The sequence below is a fragment of the Bacillus sp. SN1 genome (genome assembly GCF_002796895.1).
Lineage (GTDB): Bacteria > Bacillota > Bacilli > Bacillales > Bacillaceae > Bacillus > Bacillus inaquosorum.
The window spans coordinates 220,178-242,433 of sequence record NZ_PHIE01000005.1; the positions used below are offsets into that span (position 1 = coordinate 220,178).

General features: G+C 46.3%; 18 protein-coding genes and 3 pseudogenes. 12 read left to right on the forward strand and 9 right to left on the reverse strand.

Annotated features, from left to right (window positions below; all coding sequences use genetic code 11):
* The first annotated feature begins 310 nt into the window (after nt 1–310).
* From citM to nosA, 3 genes are all read left to right on the forward strand, one after another.
* Entirely contained in the window at nt 311–1,612 is a 1,302-nt protein-coding gene (citM, locus tag CVV77_RS17465) for an Mg(2+)/citrate complex secondary transporter CitM (protein WP_100276053.1), read from the forward strand.
* Nucleotides 1,613–1,667: 55 nt separating this feature from the next.
* A complete protein-coding gene (locus tag CVV77_RS17470; RefSeq protein ID WP_100276054.1) occupies nt 1,668–2,462 on the forward strand; it encodes an MBL fold metallo-hydrolase in 795 nt (264 codons plus the stop codon).
* 119 nt (nt 2,463–2,581) lie between these two features.
* The gene (gene nosA, locus CVV77_RS17475) at nt 2,582–3,673 is read left to right on the forward strand and encodes a nitric oxide synthase (RefSeq protein WP_100276055.1); all 1,092 of its coding nucleotides are present in this window, start codon (nt 2,582–2,584) and stop codon (nt 3,671–3,673) included.
* Here nosA and CVV77_RS17480 read toward each other — a convergent pair.
* The gene (locus CVV77_RS17480; RefSeq protein WP_019257767.1) at nt 3,664–3,939 is read right to left on the reverse strand and encodes an acylphosphatase; all 276 of its coding nucleotides are present in this window, start codon (nt 3,937–3,939) and stop codon (nt 3,664–3,666) included. The genes nosA and CVV77_RS17480 overlap by 10 nt on opposite strands.
* 66 nt (nt 3,940–4,005) lie before the next feature.
* On the opposite strand from CVV77_RS17480, the gene CVV77_RS17485 reads away from it, so the two are divergent.
* Nucleotides 4,006–4,671: an MOSC domain-containing protein gene (locus tag CVV77_RS17485; RefSeq protein WP_100276056.1), complete on the forward strand. Its 666-nt coding sequence runs from the start codon at nt 4,006–4,008 to the stop codon at nt 4,669–4,671.
* 41 nt (nt 4,672–4,712) lie between these two features.
* Here CVV77_RS17485 and CVV77_RS17490 read toward each other — a convergent pair whose 3' ends face one another.
* From CVV77_RS17490 to map, 4 genes are all read right to left on the reverse strand, one after another.
* A complete protein-coding gene (locus tag CVV77_RS17490; RefSeq protein WP_003239885.1) occupies nt 4,713–4,850 on the reverse strand; it encodes a YflJ family protein in 138 nt (45 codons plus the stop codon).
* Between the two features lie 172 nt (nt 4,851–5,022).
* Nucleotides 5,023–5,178, reverse strand: a complete 156-nt coding sequence (locus tag CVV77_RS17495; RefSeq protein WP_003239883.1) for a hypothetical protein — start codon at nt 5,176–5,178, stop codon at nt 5,023–5,025.
* Nucleotides 5,179–5,287: 109 nt separating this feature from the next.
* Nucleotides 5,288–5,602 (reverse strand): DUF3243 domain-containing protein, encoded by a 315-nt coding sequence (locus CVV77_RS17500; RefSeq protein ID WP_100276057.1) that lies wholly within the window; start codon nt 5,600–5,602, stop codon nt 5,288–5,290.
* Between the two features lie 81 nt (nt 5,603–5,683).
* The gene (map, locus tag CVV77_RS17505) at nt 5,684–6,433 is read right to left on the reverse strand and encodes a type I methionyl aminopeptidase (protein WP_088111335.1); all 750 of its coding nucleotides are present in this window, start codon (nt 6,431–6,433) and stop codon (nt 5,684–5,686) included.
* A gap of 170 nt (nt 6,434–6,603) precedes the next feature.
* Between map and nagE the strand changes: the two genes are divergently transcribed.
* Complete coding sequence (gene nagE / locus CVV77_RS17510; RefSeq protein ID WP_088111334.1) at nt 6,604–7,962, forward strand: N-acetylglucosamine-specific PTS transporter subunit IIBC; 1,359 nt, start codon at nt 6,604–6,606, stop codon at nt 7,960–7,962.
* 33 nt (nt 7,963–7,995) lie between these two features.
* Here nagE and ltaS read toward each other — a convergent pair whose 3' ends face one another.
* Nucleotides 7,996–9,945 carry a lipoteichoic acid synthase gene (gene ltaS / locus CVV77_RS17515; protein WP_019257772.1) on the reverse strand — a complete coding sequence of 650 codons (1,950 nt, stop codon included), beginning with the start codon at nt 9,943–9,945 and terminating at the stop codon, nt 7,996–7,998.
* 104 nt (nt 9,946–10,049) lie between these two features.
* Here ltaS and CVV77_RS22720 point away from each other — a divergent pair.
* The 3 genes and pseudogenes from CVV77_RS22720 to CVV77_RS17525 form a co-directional block, all read left to right on the forward strand.
* Nucleotides 10,050–10,133: pseudogene (locus CVV77_RS22720) on the forward strand (hypothetical protein); the annotation flags it as partial.
* A 69-nt stretch (nt 10,134–10,202) separates the two neighbouring features.
* On the forward strand, nt 10,203–10,595 hold the full coding sequence (locus CVV77_RS17520) for a DnaJ family domain-containing protein (protein WP_003239874.1): 393 nt from the start codon (nt 10,203–10,205) through the stop codon (nt 10,593–10,595).
* A 129-nt stretch (nt 10,596–10,724) separates the two neighbouring features.
* Nucleotides 10,725–12,140, forward strand: coding sequence for an alanine/glycine:cation symporter family protein (locus CVV77_RS17525; RefSeq protein WP_088111333.1), 1,416 nt, complete (start codon nt 10,725–10,727; stop codon nt 12,138–12,140).
* A 26-nt stretch (nt 12,141–12,166) separates the two neighbouring features.
* Here the strand turns inward: CVV77_RS17525 and CVV77_RS17530 are convergent.
* Nucleotides 12,167–12,362: pseudogene (locus CVV77_RS17530) on the reverse strand (endospore germination permease); the annotation flags it as partial.
* Nucleotides 12,363–12,378: 16 nt separating this feature from the next.
* Nucleotides 12,379–12,735: pseudogene (locus CVV77_RS17535) on the reverse strand (spore germination protein); the annotation flags it as partial.
* A 224-nt stretch (nt 12,736–12,959) separates the two neighbouring features.
* Between CVV77_RS17535 and treP the strand changes: the two are divergent.
* From treP to CVV77_RS17555, 4 genes are all read left to right on the forward strand, one after another.
* Complete coding sequence (gene treP / locus CVV77_RS17540; RefSeq protein ID WP_100276058.1) at nt 12,960–14,372, forward strand: PTS system trehalose-specific EIIBC component; 1,413 nt, start codon at nt 12,960–12,962, stop codon at nt 14,370–14,372.
* Nucleotides 14,373–14,442: 70 nt separating this feature from the next.
* The gene (treC, locus tag CVV77_RS17545; RefSeq protein ID WP_100276059.1) at nt 14,443–16,131 is read left to right on the forward strand and encodes an alpha,alpha-phosphotrehalase; all 1,689 of its coding nucleotides are present in this window, start codon (nt 14,443–14,445) and stop codon (nt 16,129–16,131) included.
* A gap of 20 nt (nt 16,132–16,151) precedes the next feature.
* Nucleotides 16,152–16,868 (forward strand): trehalose operon repressor, encoded by a 717-nt coding sequence (gene treR / locus CVV77_RS17550; RefSeq protein ID WP_084990689.1) that lies wholly within the window; start codon nt 16,152–16,154, stop codon nt 16,866–16,868.
* 141 nt (nt 16,869–17,009) lie between these two features.
* A complete protein-coding gene (locus CVV77_RS17555) occupies nt 17,010–17,675 on the forward strand; it encodes an NAD(P)H-dependent oxidoreductase (RefSeq protein ID WP_019257780.1) in 666 nt (221 codons plus the stop codon).
* A 36-nt stretch (nt 17,676–17,711) separates the two neighbouring features.
* Here the strand turns inward: CVV77_RS17555 and CVV77_RS17560 are convergent, their stop codons facing one another.
* Nucleotides 17,712–22,100, reverse strand: a complete 4,389-nt coding sequence (locus tag CVV77_RS17560) for a multifunctional 2',3'-cyclic-nucleotide 2'-phosphodiesterase/3'-nucleotidase/5'-nucleotidase (protein ID WP_100276060.1) — start codon at nt 22,098–22,100, stop codon at nt 17,712–17,714.
* Between the last annotated feature and the right edge of the window lie 156 nt (nt 22,101–22,256).

Sequence of the window (22,256 nt, forward strand, 5' to 3'; positions counted from 1 at the left end):
GTGCTTACCAGTTATGAAAGGAACGGCGGCTAATCGCTCAGGCGTTCTGCATAAATGCCGCCGTCATCACATCCTGTGAAAGTCTGCTCCAATGCTCGCCTTTCCTAGACTTCAAGGGTTTTCAATCACGCTATCTTTTTATGTGCCCAGAAATGATCAAAAAGAACAAAAAGGTTTTAAAAATTTAAAAATACAAAAAAACCAAATTATTTACTTGCGAATGGTTTTCCCATACGATGGCAAAAAGGCAAGACAAAAAGGGGAGTAAGGGAGAAAAAATGTAAGCGGATTCATTTAAGGGGGAATGGGTGTGTTAGCAATCTTAGGCTTTCTCATGATGCTCGTGTTTATGGCATTGATCATGACAAAACGGCTTTCTGTACTGACAGCGTTAGTTTTGACGCCGATTGTGTTTGCGCTGATCGCCGGATTTGGATTTACTGAAGTCGGGGACATGATGATTTCGGGGATTCAGCAGGTAGCGCCGACTGCGGTCATGATTATGTTTGCGATCTTATATTTTGGGATTATGATTGATACAGGGCTGTTTGATCCGATGGTTGGCAAAATTCTAAGCATGGTCAAAGGCGACCCGTTAAAAATTGTTGTCGGGACAGCGGTTCTTACGATGCTCGTCGCCTTGGACGGAGATGGCTCGACCACGTATATGATTACGACAAGCGCAATGCTTCCGCTCTATCTGCTGCTTGGCATCCGGCCGATTATCCTGGCGGGAATCGCGGGAGTCGGCATGGGGATCATGAACACAATTCCGTGGGGTGGCGCGACGCCGCGGGCGGCGAGCGCGCTGGGGGTTGATCCGGCTGAACTTACAGGGCCGATGATTCCTGTCATCGCAAGCGGGATGCTTTGTATGGTTGCAGTTGCGTATGTGCTTGGAAAAGCGGAACGAAAGCGCCTTGGGGTGATTGAACTGAAACAGCCGGCCAATGCCAATGAACCGGCGGCTGCGGTTGAAGATGAGTGGAAGCGGCCGAAGCTATGGTGGTTCAATTTATTGTTAACGCTTTCTTTGATAGGATGTTTAGTATCGGGTAAAGTCAGTTTAACCGTACTGTTTGTCATTGCGTTCTGTATTGCACTGATTGTGAATTATCCAAACCTTGATCATCAGAGACAGCGCATCTCGGCGCATTCGAGCAACGTGCTGGCTATTGGCTCAATGATTTTTGCGGCAGGGGTTTTTACGGGGATTTTGACAGGCACCAAAATGGTTGATGAAATGGCGATTTCGCTCGTGTCTATGATTCCTGAACAAATGGGCGGATTGATCCCGGCGATTGTGGCCTTAACCAGCGGCATTTTCACATTCCTGATGCCGAATGACGCATATTTCTACGGGGTGCTGCCGATTTTATCAGAAACGGCTGTCGCGTATGGTGTGGATAAAGTGGAAATTGCCAGAGCCTCTATCATCGGCCAGCCGATCCATATGCTGAGCCCGCTTGTGCCGTCTACTCATTTGCTAGTCGGACTTGTCGGGGTTTCTATTGACGACCATCAAAAATTCGCGTTGAAATGGGCGGTTCTCGCAGTGATCGTCATGACGGCTGCCGCTCTATTGATCGGTGCGATCTCTATTTCCGTATGATAATTCAAGCGTAATGACACACACTAACGGCATACAACATACCGGAGGTGTCATCATGAGTGATCCTTATATGCCGCTGACTTCGGTCAGAAGCGGAACGGGGTTCGAAGCGGCAAAAGGGGTGCACGGCTTGACCGTGCAAATTGTGAATGTCTATTTTATTCAGCTGCCTTCTGAACCTCGCTCATTTGTTTTAATTGATGCCGGCATGCCTCAATCAGCCGACATGATTGTGAGTGAAGCCAAACAAAGATTCGGCGATGATTTTCAGCTGAAGGCGATTATCCTCACACACGGGCACTTTGATCATATCGGGGCAATCGAAGGGATCCTTGAGCATTGGGATGTTCCTGTGTATGTCCATTCTCGGGAAATGCCTTATGTAACAGGTAAAAAGGATTATCCTCCGGCTCGTCCTGACAGCAAGAGCGGGCTGGTTGCCAAGCTGTCGCCGCTGTTTCCGCGGCACTCCATCGATATTTCCTCACATGTGCAGACACTGCTGGAAGACGGCTCTGTACCGTTTCTTGACGATTGGATGTGGATTGCGACTCCGGGACACACGCCGGGCCATATTTCGTTATTCCGCGAGGACGGGCGCGTGCTTGTAGCAGGCGATGCAGTCATTACCGTGGAACAGGAGAAAATGGCTGACGTCCTGATTCAAAAACAAGAGCTTCATGGGCCTCCGGCTTATTTCACGCCTGACACAGAGATGGCTGCCGAATCCATTCAGAAGCTTGCCGGCCTGGAACCGGAAGCACTGCTGACCGGGCATGGCATACCGATGAACGGCAAAAACTTTCGCAGTGACTTAATTGAATTGGCAAATCGTTTAGCGTCTCTTTGACACCCGCACACGCGGGTGTTTTTTTATTGTTTTCCAAGAAGATACAGAAAAATCATTTGTCTTCCGGCTTAAAAACGATACAATGAAAAGCATGAATGCGATTTGAAGGGGAGAGTTTGTTGGAAGAAAAAGAAATACTCTGGAATGAAGCGAAAGGGTTTATTGCCGCATGCTATCAGGAATTGGGAAAGGAAGAGGAAGTGAAAGACCGTCTCGATAGCATTAAAAGTGAAATTGACCGGACCGGAAGCTATGTACATACGAAGGAAGAGCTTGCGCACGGGGCGAAAATGGCTTGGAGAAACAGCAACCGCTGCATCGGCAGATTGTTCTGGAATTCGCTGAATGTCATCGACAGACGTGACGTCCGGACGAAGGAAGAAGTGCGTGACGCCCTCTTTCATCATATTGAAACTGCCACCAATAACGGGAAAATCAGGCCGACCATTACGATTTTCCCTCCGGAAGAGAAGGGTGAAAAGCAAGTCGAGATCTGGAATCATCAGCTGATCCGGTACGCTGGATATGAATCAGACGGAGAAAGAATCGGCGACCCGGCTTCCCGCTCCCTGACCGCAGCCTGCGAAGAGCTCGGCTGGCGCGGAGAGCGAACAGATTTTGACCTGCTGCCGCTCATTTTTCGCATGAAAGGCGACGAACAGCCGGTCTGGTATGACCTGCCGCGTTCACTTGTGATCGAGGTTCCAATCACACATCCGGACATCGAAGCGTTTTCTGATCTGGAGCTGAAATGGTACGGGGTGCCGATTATTTCTGATATGAAGCTTGAGGTCGGGGGCATTCATTATAATGCCGCACCGTTTAACGGCTGGTATATGGGCACGGAAATCGGAGCGAGAAACCTGGCAGATGAAAAGCGGTACGACAAGCTCAAAAAAGTGGCGTCCGTTATCGGCATTTCTACTGATTACAATACGGATTTATGGAAGGATCAAGCGCTTGTTGAATTGAATAAAGCTGTGCTGCACTCGTATAAAAAGCAGGGTGTCAGCATCGTTGACCATCATACGGCTGCAAGCCAGTTTAAACGGTTTGAAGAACAGGAGGAAGAAGCGGGCAGAAAGCTGACGGGGGACTGGACGTGGCTGATTCCGCCGATTTCACCCGCTGCCACTCATATCTTCCACCGTTCCTATGACAACACAATCGTTAAGCCAAACTACTTTTATCAGGATAAGCCTTACGAGTAAACAACGGAAAAACGGTGATAGCCTTCAAGGCTGCGGGATTCAGTGACAGAGACGTCGGTAACATTTGAGAAAGGGCTGCCTTTCTTTACAGCCTCAAGAAACGATTGTAAGGCGTTTTCCGGGCCTTCTGCCAAAATCTCGACACGGCCGTCATCTCGGTTTTTGACCCAGCCGGCCAGTTTTCGCTTATCGGCTTCCATTTGAACAAAATAGCGAAAGCCCACACCTTGAACCCGGCCGTTTACAACGATTCGGTATTGAAGCATGTAAAAACCACCTTTTCTTTTTATGATAATCAATCATTTTACAACCTGTAAAGGGGATGTGTTTGTATGAAACCAGCGCATTATTCAGTTCTTTCTCTTAATCTAGGCAAGCCGCAGACGCTTGAATATGACGGAAAGAAAATCGAAACCGGCATCATGAAGCGGCCGGCTGATTCCGCTGTCATGCTGTATCGGGAGAATTTTGAAGGAGACGGACAGGCGGACCTCGTCAATCACGGCGGACCTGATAAGGCTGTCTGTGTCTACCCGGCGGAGCATTATCCGTATTGGGAAGAGTTCCTCTCAAGACCGCTGCCAAACGCCGCATTTGGTGAAAATCTGACGGTCACGGGCCTGACCGAGGAGAACGTTTGCATCGGGGATGTGTTCAAGCTTGATGAAGCTGTTGTTCAGGTCAGCCAGCCGCGCCAGCCGTGTGTAAAGCTGGCGAAAAAGTTTGGTGTAAAGGAAATGGTGCTGAAGGTTCAGCAAACCGGCTATACCGGCTTTTATTTTCGCGTGCTGGAAGAGGGCAGAGTGGCTCCCGGCGCCAAACTGGAATTGCTGTCCAGAGGAACGACAGGCATATCAGTCCAATTCGCAAACCGTATCAACTACCATGACACAAAAAATCTCGCTGCCATTGAGCGGATTTTAAGTGAAGACGCACTGTCGGAAAGCTGGAGAGCGTCATTTATGAAAAAAAGGGACAGGCTGCAGCCCGCTGAATAGAAAAAAAGCCGCGCATATCAACGTGCGCGGCTTTACCATTTTTAAGATTGTTTTTTCTTTGTTTCAAGCAGGTTGGCAAGAAAATAGGTTTTATAGCTTTGAAGCTTTCTTCCTTCATGGTGCGTGATCCCCTGCTTTTTTAATTCTGCCACATACCAGCCTTTACTGCCGTAATGCATGTCAGAAAACTCCTTTCCCTATCTCTCTCAATGGAGAGGATTTTACCAAACGATTGGCATTGTAACATCCATGAAAAGATGCTGAAAAGAGGTGCGGGAAAAACTGAGCCTTTCGCACTAGCTGTACGAATGTTCTTCTGTATGTATATGCGGAGTAAAAGCTGAATATGATTTAATGGCCGGTTAGTTTCATCATGACAACGCCAAATGTCATAATGCTGAACACAATGCCGATATATGTGAGCATCCCGTTTTTTTTCTTCACGCCGTAAACGGTCATAATGATGCCTTCAATGAAAAAAATGATGCCGAAAATAATAAACCACATGCAGATAAAGGCTCCTTTCACAGACATAATAGTAGTGTAGCATATCTGGAAGAGCCGGGCTGTGACAATATCAAGAAAGCCGGGCAGCATATGTGCCCGGCTCGTGTTTTTATTGTTTATCAACCAATTTGACCAGCAGCTGTGCCAAATGTTGTTTCTCATCTTCGTCCGCAACGCTCCAAAGCTCTTGCAGCAGCATTTCTTCACTGTTTTGCGGCTCTTCATGCTTCTTGAGGTAGTCTCCCAGGATCGCGGCGCTTTTCACAAGCTTGTCGTCATCCAATCCCAGCTTCTTGCCTCGGTTAACTTGTTTTTTCAGGTAGTCTTTAAATTCCTCGAAGTCTTGTAAAATTTCTTCTTTTGTTGTGCCATGCATTGCATTCATTTCGTTTTCAATTTGGATTTTTTCTTGATCTCTGTTCATTGCAATACCTCCTCCTGCAGAATAGTGATGTTTTACCTGCAATTGGCGGAGGTTAAACCATCCGGCAGCCCGGAATGTGTTTTACAGTTTTGTCAGGATAATCGGTTCATCTTTTGTGATGACGATGGTGTGTTCAACTTGGGCAACCATGCTTTTATCCGGTGTCTTGAATGTCCAGCCGTCTCCAGCTTCAACAGTGGTTTCCGCTTTCGTTGAAATAAACGGCTCAAGCGCGATGACTGTGCCGTTTTTGAAAAGCGCGTTATCAAACGGATCATAATAGTTCATGATGTGATTCGGCGCTTCATGCAGGCTTCTGCCGATTCCGTGGCCAGTCAGGGTTTTGATGACGGTAAAGCCTTGAGAGCGTGCCTCATGATAAACGGCTCTTCCGATTTGGTTTTGGCGCTTGCCTGCCTTTGCCTGCTGCAGCCCTTTTTGAAAAGCGTCTTCCGCGCATTGGCAAAGCTTATGAAGGCGTTCTTCTCCTTCACCGAGCACAAATGAGACGCCTGTATCGGAATAGAAACCGCCAAATTCTGCTGAAATGTCAATGTTCACAAGATCTCCCGCTTTTAATATTTTGGAGGTGCTTGGTATGCCGTGAGCCACTTCATCATTTACACTGATGCATGTCACGCCCGGAAAGTCGTATTCCTTCTCAGGAGCTGAAACAGCGCCGTGCTCATCAAGCACCGCTTTTCCGATAAGGTCAAGGTCTTTAGTGCTCATGCCGGGCTCTGCTTTCCGTTTCATTTCTTCACGCGCCAGCGCGACGATTCTTCCGACTTTTTTCAGGCCTTCTAATTCTTGATCGTTTGTTACAATCATCTGTCATTCCCGCTTTCTTTTTAAATAATATAGATTAAGCTTACCACAACTGTCTTAAAAATAGGAAACACACGGACCTGGGAAAAAAGAAATACCCCGGGAAAATTGGTATAGATCACTAGATAACTTATATGGTATATTTGAAAAAAAAGGGTATGAGGGGGATGGGTATGCTTTCATTTTTACAAAAGCTCGGGAAGTCTTTTATGCTCCCGATTGCGGTTCTGCCTGCAGTTGGAATAATCCTTGCGCTTGGCAGAGAGGATGTATTTAATATCCCGTTTGTTTATCAAGCGGGGACGGCGGTTTTTGATCATCTGCCGCTTATTTTCGCGATCGGAATTGCCATCGGCATTTCAAAGGACAGCAATGGGGCCGCGGGTTTATCAGGGGCGATATCGTATCTGATGCTTGACGCGGCGACAAAGACAATTGATAAAACAAACAACATGGCGGTATTTGGGGGAATCATTGCTGGTTTAATAGCGGGTTACACCTATAACCGCTTCAAGGATACAAAGCTGCCAGAATATCTCGGATTTTTCAGCGGCAGACGGCTTGTGCCAATTGTAACTGCTATTATCACGATCATTTTAGCCGGTATTTTCGGAGTCGTCTGGCCGCCGATTCAATCGTGCATTAATGCGTTTGGAGAATGGATGCTGGGACTCGGCGGCATCGGGGCTGGCATATTCGGCCTATTCAACAGGCTGTTAATACCGCTTGGCCTTCACCACGTGCTGAACAATATTTTCTGGTTCCAATTTGGAGAATATAACGGAGTGACAGGGGATCTGGCACGCTTTTTTGCGAAAGATCCGACAGCGGGCACATACATGACCGGCTTCTTCCCAATTATGATGTTCGGTCTTCCGGCGGCATGTCTCGCTATGGTTGTAACTGCAAAGCCGTCAAAACGGAAAGCAACGGCGGGAATGATGATCGGGTTTGCTTTGACTGCGTTTATCACAGGGATTACGGAGCCGATTGAGTTTGCATTTATGTTTTTATCTCCGCTTTTATACGCTGTTCACGCGGTCTTAACCGGGCTGTCTTTATTTATCGTCAACTGGCTCGGCATCCGCACAGGTTTCTCTTTCTCAGCCGGAGCCATCGATTATGTGCTCAGCTACGGAATCGCAGAAAAACCGCTGCTTCTGCTCCTGGTAGGTATATGCTATGCGGCAATATACTTTATCGTGTTTTATGTACTGATTAAGGCATTGAATTTAAAAACGCCGGGACGGGAAGATGATGACATTGATGAAGTGCTGGATGAAAATACAGTTCAGGATGTCAATGAAAACATCATGCTGAAAGGGCTCGGCGGAAAAGAAAACCTTCAAACCATTGACCATTGCGCCACAAGACTGCGGCTGACTGTGAAGGATACCGCTTTAGTAAATGAAGCGCTGCTCAAGAAAGCAGGCGCAAAAGGGGTCGTCAAATCAGGCGGGCAATCGGTTCAAGTGATCATTGGCCCAAATGTGGAATTTGCGGCAGAGGAATTAAGAGCTGCGGTGAAATAAAAAAAGCAGAGAGGCTAGCCTCTCTGCTTTTTCTTATTTATCTTCATCATCCGTTGACGTTTCGGAAGAATCCTCGCCATGTTTTGTGTAATCATAATCAGAAGGGTTCACCTTCGTAAAGCCTTTCGGCTCGTAGAAACGCAGCAGGTCTCCGTTTATGATTTTATCGGACATTTCAAGTTCCTTCTTGACGAGTGAGTCTTCTGACTTGTCGACTTCAGATTCATCAAGCTCTTTTCCGGTTTTTGTATCGTAATACTTGCCGGATACTTTCGTGTACTTCGGTGAAATAAAGTCTCCGTTACGGAACGGAATCACTTCACGGTGTTCTTTAGATAAAATATCAGAACCGGACATCAGATAGTCTTTCGTATCCACTCCGAGCAAATGCAGAATGGTCGGAGCCACATCAACGTCTCCGGCATATTTATGAACTTTCTCGCCTTTCACGCCGGCAGCGTGGATAAAGAGCGGCACCCGTTGAAGCTGGGCGTTGTCATAATCGGTAATTTCATCTTTGCCAAGGACTTTGGCCATCGCTTTATTGTGGTTTTCAGAGATGCCATAGTGGTCTCCGTACATCACGATAATCGATTTATCATATAACCCGTCTTTTTTCAGGTCATTGAAAAATTGTTCAATGGACTGATCAAGGTAATTGGCTGACTGGAAGTAGTTGTTGACGACAGAGTCACCAAAGTCTCCAGCCGGGAAGTCTGTATCCCCCTCATCCATTCCGAATGGGAAGTGGTTAGACAGGGTAATGAACTTCGTATAGAACGGCTGCGGCAGGCTTTCTAACAGCGGCATTGATTCTTTGAAGAACGGTTTGTCTTTCATGCCGTAGTTTTTCGTGTTTTCTTCGTTCATGTCATAGTAGGCAGAATCGAAGAACTTATCGATGCCTTCCGCTTTGTACATTTCGTTTCGGTTCCAGAACGTCTGCGTGTTTCCGTGGAACGTAGCAGATGTGTAATCCTTAGACTTCAGAATTGCCGGAACGGATTGAAGCGTGTTTTGCGCTTTGTTTACGAAAACTGAACCTTGAGCCAGCGGGTACAGAGAGTTTTCCATCATAAATTCCGCATCAGATGTTTTACCTTGTCCCGTTTGGTGGAAAAAGTTATCAAAGTAAAACGTTTCGTTGTCATGTGCCAATTTATTTAAGAACGGTGTGACTTCTTTGCCGTTAATTTTATAGTCAATGATAAATGACTGCAAAGATTCAAGAGAAACATAAATAACGTTTTTTCCTTCCGCTTTGCCGAAATATACGTTATTCGGCACGTCGTAATTGGCTTTCATGTAGTTTTCAACTTCCGTCACGTCGCTTGAATCGGCAAGCGCGCGCTGGCTGTTGGATTTGATATTCTGCACAGCGTCATAAATCGTAAAATTGTACGTTCCCAAGTATTTCACAAGATAGTTTCGGTCGAATGATCTTGTCAGCAATTCAGGACGGTCTGATTCCGCAACTGCCAGGTTGATTAGGAAAACCAGAATTGAAGACGCAAGAACGATTCGGAACGATTTTTTGCTCGACGTTTCGGCAGGCTTGTTCACTTTAATCGCCAAGATGATCAGAATGATCGTATCGATAAAGTAAAAGGCGTCAGTCGGTCTCATCAGCGAAAATGCGCTGTCGCCGAGTTGGCCGCCGTTTGTTTTAGCCTGCATAATGACCGGAATTGTAATAAAATCATTGAAAAATCTGTAGTACACAATGTTTGCGTACAGTAAAAAAGACATTAAAAAATGAATCACTATAATGGCTGTCTGCTGTAATTTTTTCTTGAACAAAAGTCCAAAGCCAAGAAAGAACAAGCTTGAGCTGAGAGGATTCACAAAAAGCAATATTTTTTGTATCGTGTTGTCTATTCCTAAGTTGAAGTTCAGGACATAACCGACATACGTTTTGATCCATAATAGGACGACCGCGATTAAGAAGAAGGCCAGTCCTCTTTCTTTAATAAATGTTTTCATTGTTACACTCCTTTTTTCCGATCACAGTTCGAGCGAAACGATAGAAAAAACGAACGTTTCAAATATAACACGAATCGGCGGATTAGAAAAGTGAAAATCGTACGATGATAAAAGTGGCGAAAAACGCCGTCGAATCAACGTTTTTTTGACATATTGCCAAATGTAAAAAGAGGTTTCTTTCTAGAAATTAAGGAATAAAATGGTATTGTGACGGTTGTATGATAAAATATAAGCTATAAATGAAAAGAGGTGGAAGGATGGATTTTTCTCATATTGTGTCTGAAGATAAAATTAAGCGCGCCATCAAAGACGGAGAATTTGAAAACCTCCCGGGAATGGGAAAGCCGCTGCCAAAAGATGACGCGGCACACTTGCCCGAATCGCTCCGCATGAGCTACCGTATGTTAAAAAATGCGGGAATGGCAGAGGACGAGGGTGCGCTCAAAAAAGAGCTTATGACCATCGACCATTTAATCGCAAAGTGCTATGACGACAAAGAACGCGAGCAACTAATGAGAAAAAAAACAGAAAAGCAGATGATGCTTGATAAGCTTGTCGACAAAAAAGGCATGTTTTCAAAGCCAGCGTCCGCTTTTTATAAGAATAAAGTATATGACCGGCTTGGACGAAACAGACCTTCTTCCAGCTGATTTTTCCTGTCTGAGGGATGGCGATTGATAACAGCCATCCTCTTTATGTTCCAGCAGTTCTCAGTCTTATAGGTTTATGTTTTTCCGTCTGTGGGGAAATGAACTCATAAACGAAAAAAGGGTGATGGGATGGAACGACTATTGGAATGGATAGAGCGAATATCTGATTGGCTGTGGGGGCCGCCGCTAATCATCTTGCTGACGGGGACGGGATTGTACTTCACCATTTTGCTGAAATGTTTTCAATTTCGCTATCCGTTATATATTTTGAAGCAGACGATCGGCAGCGTAGGAAAAAAGCCGAAGGGAGAGGGCACAGTCACACCGCTTCAGGCATTGACGTCAGCCCTTAGCTCAACAATAGGTGCGGCGAATATTGTCGGTGTGCCTGCTGCTATTATGTTTGGCGGTCCCGGAGCGGTTTTTTGGATGTGGCTTATTGCCTTATTTGCGATGGCGATTAAGTTTTCTGAAAGTGTGCTTGCTGTTCATTACAGAGAAAAAAACGAGCAGGGGGAATTTGTCGGGGGACCGATGTATTACATAACAAAAGGGCTGCGCATGAAATGGCTCGGCGTATTTTTCTCTGTTGCGCTGATCGTGGAGCTGGTCCCGAGTATCATGGTTCAGGGGAATTCGGTTTCAGTCTCACTTGCCGAAACGTTTTCTTTCAATAAAATATACGCGGGAATCGGCATTGCATTTTTGATCGGGTTAGTGGTGATAGGAGGGGTCAAGCGGATCGGAAAAGTAACAGAGTTTATCGTGCCTCTTATGGCAGGGGCATACGCGGGAGCCGGTCTTCTAATTGTTCTCATGAACCTTTCATCAGTGCCGGCATTTTTCTCTCTCATCTTTTCGAATGCGTTTACCTCTTCTTCAGCAGTTGGAGGATTTGCAGGTGCTGCACTGGCCGAAACCGTTCGCTGGGGATTCGCCCGCGGGCTGTATTCTAATGAAGCAGGAATGGGAACAGCCCCGATTGCACATGCGGCGGCAATGACTGATCACCCTGTGAGGCAAGGGTTCTGGTCTGTGATCGGCATTGTCATTGACACCTTGATCATCTGCACCACCACGGCTTTTGTCGTCCTTGCATCCGGAGTCTGGACAGGGAAGAATGCCTCAAATGACCCGGCGGCACTGACGACGGCTGCATTTCAGCACTATTTCGGTTCTGGAGGAGGGTACTTCGTCTCGATTTCCCTCGTTTTCTTTGTTGTCTCGACCATTATGGTTGTCATTTTTTACGGCGTTAAGCAAGCTGAATTTCTATTCGGGCGGCTGGCAGGACATGTGATCAAATTCGTTTATTTAGCGGCTATAATCATAGGTGCTGCTGGCGGAGCAAAAGCCATCTGGGGCTTTCTGGATCTAGCATTGGCTTTTATTCTCGTTCCGAATGTGATTGCACTGTTGTTATTGAGCAGAAAGGTAAAAGCGTTATATACCGAATTTTTTACATCTGAACAGTATTATCTGAAAGATAGAGGAAAAACAAAACAGAACTCTGTTTATCAGACAAAAGAGGCCAAAAATTCTTAGTGTTTTGCTTTAGCGGCGAACATCGCTTAGCTTTTGATGATCAAAAAGATGAATAAAAGCAGCAAAAGGGAAATCAATACATTGATGATCGGCTTGATTCTGTTAAAGTCGATCAGCTGCTTTGTATTCAGAAAGAACCAAAAGCTGGATACGACGAAAACATGTCGGTTGGTGTTACATGGCTTTCAGGTCGATTTTTGAATGTAAGAAGGAAAGTCCGTATCTTCAAGATCAATCATTTTGAATGCCCGTCGGCAAATAAAACCGCGTCTCCCTCACTGATGGATGCAGCCCCTTTGCTTAAACTCGTTTCTGCCGCAACGCTTGAAATCGATAGTGTATTTTGCAGCGCTTCATTATGTTCATCTATCTGATCCCCATCAAATCCCTCAAGCAAGGTCGGAGGGCGTGAGCCTGTATATGTTCATATTTTACAATTCCTTCGATATAAACAATAAATCCGCACAGCCCGTTTCCAAAGTTAAATTGTCTAAATACGATGTCTGAGCAGCCTTCTGTTAATAAAGTCAGATTATCGAAGTTCTCCTTCAAATCGGGAGAGATCGGTCTGTCCTGATTTCTTAAGCTCTTTGATGAGTTGAAGCGCTTTTTCGCGCGTTTATCCATGAGGCTCACCCTGCTTTTTCAATGTCTTATTCAATAAGTGGTTGTGACTTTTTAGGGGAACTTCGTTGTTTTAAATATTCCTGGCCTAGGATGAAAGCGCTATAAAAAGTTGTTGACGACATGTATATACAGGAATACAATATAATCATAAGTTGTATATACAAGTTATAAAACGAATACGGAGGGGTTGGCATGGGGGAACTGAACAAATCGGCACGGCAGATTGTCGAAGCAGTCGGCGGTGTTGAAAATATTGCAGCGGCAACTCATTGTGTGACACGTTTGCGTTTTGCATTAATAGATGAAAGCAAGGTTGACCAAGAGGTGCTTGATCAAATTGACGTTGTGAAGGGGTCGTTTTCGACAAACGGGCAGTTTCAGGTCGTGATCGGCCAGGGAACGGTCAACAAAGTATATGCTGAACTGGTCAAGGAAACGGGGATTGGCGAGTCAACAAAGGATGAAGTGAAGAAGGCTTCAGAAAAAAATATGAATCCTTTACAGCGTGCTGTGAAAACGCTTGCAGATATTTTTATTCCGATATTGCCTGCGATTGTCACGGCAGGGCTCTTGATGGGGATCAATAACATTTTAACGGCGCAAGGCATTTTCTTCAGCACAAAGTCGATTGTGCAGGTCTATCCGCAGTGGGCGGATCTCGCTAATATGATTAACCTGATTGCGGGCACGGCCTTTACGTTTCTGCCGGCGTTAATCGGCTGGTCTGCGGTCAAACGATTCGGCGGCAATCCGCTGCTTGGCATTGTGCTCGGCGTGATGCTCGTGCATCCTGATTTGCTGAACGCGTGGGGCTATGGAGCCGCGGAACAAAGCGGAAAGATCCCGGTATGGAATTTGTTTGGACTTGAAGTGCAGAAAGTCGGCTATCAGGGACAGGTGCTCCCGATTTTGCTGGCTTCCTATATGCTGGCGAAGATAGAGGTGTTCTTAACAAAACGCACACCTGAAGGCATACAGCTGCTCGTTGTTGCGCCGATTACGCTTCTCGTAACAGGCTTTGCCTCTTTTATCATAATCGGCCCGGTTACATTTGCGATCGGAAACGTGCTGACTTCAGGGCTTATCTCGGTGTTTGGCTCTTTTGCCGCACTGGGCGGTTTGTTATATGGCGGTTTCTACTCAGCGCTCGTGATTACTGGCATGCATCACACGTTTCTTGCAGTCGACCTGCAGCTCATCGGCTCAAAGCTCGGCGGCACTTTTTTATGGCCGATGCTGGCCCTTTCTAATATCGCACAAGGTTCGTCTGCGCTGGCTATGATGTTTATCGTGAAGGATGAGAAACAAAAAGGCCTCTCCCTCACTTCAGGGATTTCTGCTTATCTCGGCATTACAGAGCCTGCCATCTTCGGGGTGAATCTTCGATACAGATTCCCGTTTATTATTGCGATGATCAGCTCAGGGCTGGCCGGAATGTATATTTCTTCCCAAGGTGTACTGGCAAGCTCCGTCGGTGTCGGCGGCGTGCCGGGGATTTTCTCAATCATGAGCCAGTACTGGGGCGCGTTTGCAATCGGGATGGCCATTGTATTGATCGTGCCGTTTGCCGGAACATACGCGTATGCGAGATTCAAACATAGATAACCAATGGGGAGCGGGACGTGTTGAACGTTCCCTTTTCCCGTTTTTAATTTAAATATGGTGGTGGAGACAGATGAAAACAGAACAAACGCCATGGTGGAAAAAAGCCGTGGTCTATCAAATTTATCCGAAAAGCTTTAACGATACGACGGGAAACGGTGTCGGCGATCTGAACGGCATTATTGAAAAGCTTGATTACTTAAAAACACTTCAGGTGGATGTGCTTTGGCTGACGCCGATTTATGACTCTCCGCAGCATGATAATGGGTATGATATTCGTGATTATTACTCGATTTATCCTGAATACGGGACGATAGAGGATTTTGAGCGTCTGCTGTCTGAGGCGCATAAAAGAGGCTTGAAAGTCGTCATGGATCTTGTCGTCAATCATACGTCAACAGAGCACAAATGGTTTCAAGAGGCGATCTCGTCAAAAGACAGCCCGTACCGTGATTTTTATATATGGAAAAACCCGCAGGAAAACGGTTCTGCTCCGACGAACTGGGAATCGAAATTCGGCGGCTCGGCATGGGAGCTTGACGAAGCGTCGGGCCAATACTATTTACATTTGTTTGATGTGACGCAGGCTGATTTGAATTGGGAAAATGAAGAGGTCAGAAAGCATGTCTATGACATGATGCATTTTTGGTTTGAAAAGGGAATAGACGGCTTCAGGCTTGATGTCATTAACCTGATTTCTAAAGATCAGCGCTTTCCGAATGCGGAAGACGGAGGCGATGGCCGTTCCTTTTACACTGACGGGCCGCGGGTGCACGAATATCTGCATGAAATGAACGAAAGGGTGTTTTCGCATTATGACAGTATGACAGTCGGTGAGATGTCTTCGACGACCGTAGACCATTGCATCCGGTATACGAATCCTGCCAATAAAGAACTTGATATGACGTTCAGCTTCCATCATCTTAAGGTTGACTATCCAAATGGTGAAAAATGGGCCTTGGCGCCGTTTGACTTTTTGAAGCTGAAGGAGATCTTATCTGAGTGGCAGACGGGGATGCACGCTGGAGGAGGATGGAACGCTCTGTTCTGGTGCAATCACGATCAGCCGCGCGTCGTATCGAGATATGGAGATGACGGCGCGTACAGGATGAAATCGGCGAAAATGCTCGCTACCGCCATTCATATGATGCAGGGCACGCCTTATATTTATCAGGGTGAGGAGCTGGGAATGACGAATCCGAAGTTTACGGACATCAGCTCCTATCGGGACGTCGAATCGCTGAACATGTATCACGCCTTTAAGGAAAACGGAATGGCTGATCAAGAGATCACAGCGATTTTACAGGCGAAATCCCGCGACAATTCCAGAACGCCTGTCCAATGGGACGATACGCCGAATGGCGGTTTTACAAAGGGCACGCCATGGATACCGGTCGCCGGCAACTATCGGGAAATCAATGCCGAAGCGGCGCTGAAGGACCGGAACTCGGTGTTTTACCATTATCAAAAGCTGATTCAGATTCGCAAAACATATGACATTGTGACAGAGGGAACATATGAGTTAATCGTAAAGGATGACCCGAACATTTTTGCGTATCTCAGACACGGCAACAATGAAAAGCTGCTCGTCATCAATAATTTTTACGGGACAGAGGCAGCCTTTACACTGCCGGACTCTTTAGCGCCTGACGAGTGGAAGGCAGAGGTGCTGTTGACGAACGATGAGGTGAGGGAAGAACTGCAGAACATGACGCTCCGTCCGTATGAGTCCATTGTTTATCGTTTAACGAAACCGTGTTAAACTAAGCTGGGTGGTCCATAATGAAGGTGAACAAATTCATCGCAATCTATAAAGACATTGCACAGCAAATTGAAGGCGGCCGGTGGAAAGCGGAGGAGATTCTTCCGTCTGAACATGAGTTGACCGCACAGTATGATACATCAAGAGAAACGGTCCGAAAGGCGCTTCACATGCTTGCGCAAAACGGCTATATCCAGAAAATCAGAGGGAAAGGCTCCGTCGTCCTCAACCGTGAAAAAATGCAGTTTCCCGTCTCAGGCCTTGTCAGTTTCAAGGAACTCGCGCAAACGCTTGGCAAAGAAACGAAAACAACTGTACACAAATTCGGGCTGGAGCCCCCGTCAGAGCTGATCCAAAAACAGCTCCGGGCCCAGCCGGATGACGACATTTGGGAAGTCATCAGGTCTAGAAAGATTGACGGGGAACATGTGATTTTGGACAAGGATTACTTTTTCAGAAAGCATGTGCCTCACCTAACGAAAGAAATCTGTGAAAACTCCATTTATGAATATATAGAAGGAGAGCTCGGTCTTTCAATCAGCTATGCCCAAAAAGAAATTGTAGCCGAGCCGTGTACGGATGAGGACAGGGAGCTGCTCGATTTACGCGGGTATGACCATATGGTCGTGGTAAGAAACTACGTCTTTTTGGAGGATACGAGTCTGTTTCAATATACGGAAAGCAGACACCGTCTCGACAAATTCCGGTTTGTTGATTTTGCGCGGCGGGGAAAATGAGAAAGGCGCCTGCCTGCGGCAGTGCGCTTTTTTTTATTTGGTATCAAAATTGATACTATCCAACAAAAATGTGCGTACTTTTACTTTTTATCATAATGGCTACAATAGAGATGAGAGTAACCAAAAGGAGAGGTGTTTAACATGGCAGATCTAAAGAAACAAATTCTGGATGCATACAATTTTAGACATGCAACAAAGGAATTTGACCCGAATAAAAAAGTATCAGACAGCGATTTTGAATTTATTTTAGAAACTGGAAGACTGTCTCCGAGCTCACTTGGCCTTGAGCCTTGGAAATTTGTCGTCGTCCAAAATCCGGAATTTCGCGAGAAGCTTCGCGAATACACATGGGGCGCGCAAAAGCAGCTTCCGACAGCAAGCCACTTCGTTCTGATTCTTGCGCGTACAGCGAAGGATATTAAATATGATGCGGACTACATCAAACGTCATTTAAAAGAAGTAAAACAAATGCCTCAGGACGTGTATGAAGGCTATCTCAGCAAAACAGAAGAGTTCCAAAAAAACGATTTGCATTTGCTTGAAAGTGACAGAACATTGTTTGACTGGGCATCAAAACAAACCTATATTGCGCTTGGCAACATGATGACTGCCGCTGCGCAAATCGGCGTTGATTCTTGCCCTATCGAAGGATTCCAGTATGATCACATTCACCGCATTCTTGAAGAAGAAGGCCTTCTGGAAAACGGAAGCTTCGACATTTCTGTGATGGTGGCATTCGGCTACCGTGTGAGAGACCCTCGTCCGAAAACAAGATCTGCTGTTGAAGATGTTGTGAAGTGGGTCTAAATAAAGAAAGCTGCTCGATAATGAGCAGCTCTTTTTTTATGCTTGATTCGCTCTATTCTGTTTTCTCCTCTGATGCAAGTACATTGCCGTTCCGAGCGCGCTGATCAGAAATCCGGCCAAGAGAATCGAGTACATGGATGTGGCTGTATCCGGAAGCAAGCCGCCAGCCGGGCCGTCCGTACCGGATCCGCCCGATCCGTTTCCTCCAGAGCCGTTTGTCGGGTCTGTGCCAGGAGGTGTATCATTTCCTCCATTCCCGTCAGTCGGCTGTTTTCCGCCTGGTTTATCAGAGCCTCCGCCATTGCTGCCGTCATCACCGCCTGTCGGCTGATCGGACGGAAATTCGGGCGGTTTGTTATTCTCACCGGAATTTAAGATCGTGTATTCGCTGAAGTGGTTTGTGTACCCTGTGACAATATCATCGTCGACTGATCCGTTTTCTGTCTTTGTAAAAGTTTTCTTTTTACGATCAACATGGTAAATGGCAGGGTTATGGGCTTCTTCAATATCAAACATGCGAAGTGAAAGCTGAACGGGTTCTTTAAATGATTTCACTTCTTTTCCTTTTTGCTTCACTGTAAAGTCATATACGTCTCCGATGGACACGTCCAATTCACCGGTAGATTTGATTCCAATTGCAGTGTCTGCGGTTTTAAGGTTCGCCATTGGCATCTTCATGCTGTACCAGTAGTTGAACACCGTCAATGAAGGATCTGACTCTCTTTCTTTCAAAAGCTTGACCTGATCTTTTTTCACTTTAAGATTGATAGGCTTCTCTTGAGATCCTTCATGTGTTCCATAATAGACAAAGGGCGTGTTGGCATTTTTCGCATAAATCGCAAATTTGTCTTCATCAAGTGTCCAGCTGCCATCCTTCTGCTTTGTCGGCAGGAATACTTCTTTGATGCGTCCTTCGATTTTAGGAGAGACCTTGTTTCCTAGTTTTTTCAGCTGTTCAGTGAAAATCTCATAATCCACGTAGCCAAGGTCTTCACCATGGGATGCCTCAGTGAAGACAGAGTATCCGTCTCCTCCGGCGCCGACAAAATTATTCGTTGCCACGCGGTAGGTATCATCCGTATTCAGATCAACTTTGTCTCCGTTAGGCGATTCGAATTTCACGTCTAAAACACGGTGTCCAGGTTCGTTGTTTAATGTAAAGGTATATTCGATTCCGGACACCTGAGGGAAGGCGCCGCCTCCGTTTTCCACATTGCTTAATCCTTGTTCAAGAGCTTCTTTAATTTGTTTTCCGGTCAAATCTGCCACATAAAGCGTGTTGCCGAACGGCATCACGTTCAGCACCTCACCGAGTGTGATGTCGCCTTTGTCAATTCCGGCTCTGATGCCGCCGCCATTTGTTATCGCGATTCTGGCGCCGGCTGCTTCTTTCGCTTTTGCCAGCATGCCGTCCGCGATGAAGTTTCCGAGGTTGGTTTCCTTCGTGCGCACATGCTCACGCTGGCCGTCAAGCGCTACATCCGTGTAGCCGACTTTTTCATTTTTTACATCCTCTAATTCAGTTTTGAACTGATCGAGCTCTTTTTTGGCTTCTGCGTTTTCTTCTGTATGTTCATCAATCGGCAGCACGCTCAGATTTGATTTGTCTGTTTGCACCACGCCGTTTTCATCAAACGCGACATCAACACGTCCCAAGTATTGGCCGTATTCTTTGGCCTGAGCCACGATCGTCGGCTCTTCGTTGTCCACGACCTCCATTTTGTCAACGAGGGTGTGGGTGTGTCCGCCGATGATCAAGTCAATGCCTTTTACTTTTTTGGCTAGCTCAAGGTCTCGGTTATGCCCGATATGGGTTAAAGCGATAATTTTGTTTACTTTTTCTTCTTCCTGAATTGTTTTGACAGTGTTTTGCGCTGTTTCAAACGCATCATGAAATACGATGCTTTTGCCCGGGCTTGATGTGGTGGCTGTATCTTCCGTTGTCAGTCCGAATACAGCGACTTTCTCACCATCAACATCTAACAGAATGTAAGGGTGGATGCCAGGCTCTTTCTTTTCACCCGCCGTAAAGGTTTGCGGCTTTTTGACATATGATGTCAGCTTAGGCTCATTTGATACATCTACGTTTGCGCTGACGACCGGAAATTCAGGTGCTTCAAAGTGATAGCGGTTTGCCGGATCGACGGTTGTGCTGTTTCCGCTTAGAAAATCAGAAAGCACTGTCGGACCTTTATCAAATTCATGGTTTCCGAAAGTCATGGCGTCATAGCCCATCATGTTCATGAATTTCAAATCGGCTAAACCGTTCCATTTTGTGAAATACAGGTCGCCGGAAAACACATCTCCCGCATCAAGGAGAATGTTGTGGTCTGTTTCGTTTCGTACTTCGTTGATTTTCGTCATTCGTCTCGCTGCGTCATCGAGGTGGGCGTGCGTATCATTCGTGTGCATGACAGTCAGATCCCACAGTCCGTCTTTAGGAGGCTCAGGATTTGAATCATCATCGAATTGCAGCTTGTACACACCGTAGCCATCATTGGCAGACTCGCCTACATAAGCAACATCATCTGCTTTATCGGCAAATGGTTTGGCCAAAAGCGAGGATTCGAACGTCAAATTCGTTCCGGAAACAGGTGCGATTGACCAGTTGTTGTCCGCTTTTGGATTGACTGTTTTTTGTTCAATAATGTAATCCATCAGTACCTGTCTGTTTTCAACCGCGGAGCCGTGGACAATCTTATCGCTCGTCAGGTGAGGGAAACCGCCGCCTCCGGATGCGCGATAATTATTTGTGACGACGAGAAATTCCTGGCTTGGGCTGATCGGCTTACCTTCATAGGAAAGGTTGATAATCCGTGATGAATCCGCATTGACCACTTTTCCGTTCTCATTGTATTTAGCCGGTTTTGTAACATCGACCTGATATGTGACGCCGTCAATCACGTCAAAATTATAGGAGCGGAAATTCTCGTTCAGCAAGGCTTGATCGCCGCCTTTTGACGGATCAATGTGATTGAATTGGCCTGCTGACATCTCCAGCCAGTCCTTGACCTCGCTTCCTGTCAGCTTGACGATCTGAACGGTATTATCGTAAAGATACAAGTCACCGACATTTTTAATGGCAAGATCTCCGGCCGGAATGTTCGTATAGTAATTGGCCCCGTTTCTGCCGCCTGCTTTAAACGGCGCTCCAGCGGATAAAATCGGCAGGTCCTTGTACTCGGTATCCTTCATTTCCTTTTCGGCATACCATTTTTGCGCATCGGTCACAACCTGAATGGAAGGGTCATCTTTGACCTGTGCAAAGAAGCTGTTAATATCTGCTTCTGTTTTGCCGACTGGTTTTCTGACATATTCCAGTGTGTTTTGGTGTGTTTGCTGAATGGTGTTTGTGACCGTTTCATTTCGGGATGTGACGGTGCCGGCAATGGATTCAATACTGCCTTTGGAATCTGCCACCTTCCATGAGCCGTCCGTTTTTTCGAGTTTGAGGTCAATCACGCCTAAGTATTTGCCCCAGCTGCTTGGCATGACGACAGGAATGCCGTTAATCGTTCCTTTTTCAACATCGAATTGGGCAGCACCCGCATACTCGGCGGAAGGGAAGAGTCCGTGCTGATGGCCCGAGATGATCGCGTCAATGCCTTTCGTTTTGGTGGCAAGATCAAACACGGCGTTTTCTGCGCCAGACGATTGCGCCTGCTTTTCAATGCCGGTGTGGGCGAGGGCAATAATGACATCTGCGCCTTCCGTCTTCATTTTCGGGATCGTTTCATTGGCGGATTCTACGATATCCTGCACCTGCACCTGACCCTCGAGATTCTTTTTGTCCCATGTCATAATTTGCGGTGGGACAAAGCCTATGTAGCCAACCTTCACTTTCTGCTCATTGCCGTTTTCGTCGGTGACGGTTTTTTCTTTAATGACATACGGCGTATAGCGGTTTTCACCGCTTGTTGTTTTGACGTTGGCATTTACAATCGGGAAATCGGCTCCTTTGATCGTGCCGTCCAGAAAGTCGAGCCCGTAGTTGAATTCATGATTGCCCAGTGTGCCGGCGTCGTATTTCAGCGCATTCATGACGCTGATAATCGGGTGGGTTTTCGCACCGGAGATAATGTCGTCTTTTTCATATTTCACCGCGTATTCGCCCAGCGGATTCCCTTGAATCAAGTCGCCGTTATCAACGAGAAGGGTGTTTGGGTTTTGCTGGCGGTGCTTTTGGATCAGCTGTGCCGTTCTTGCCAGGCCAAAATCCGTCGTTTCTTTGTCGCTGTAGTAATCGTAATCCATCATGTTGGCATGAATATCAGTCGTGGCTAAAATACTCAGATGTACCTGAGAGGCCGCGCTTTCTTCTGCATGAATGGGTGGTGTTGGGAGGATTAGGCTAAGTATCATAATTGGGGGCAAAAGAATACGGAGAATGTTACCGACGTGTGTTCGTCTTTTCTGTATTCTCACCAGTTCTCCACCTTTCAACGAAATTTGTGTTACAGCTCCTATTGTAAGAATATTTTGTAACTATTTGTAGGTGTTTCTTTATGATTATTGTAAAAGGGAGAAAAATGAGTATTATGTAACGGCATCAAACGACAGCTGCTGGGTATTTATGCTTAG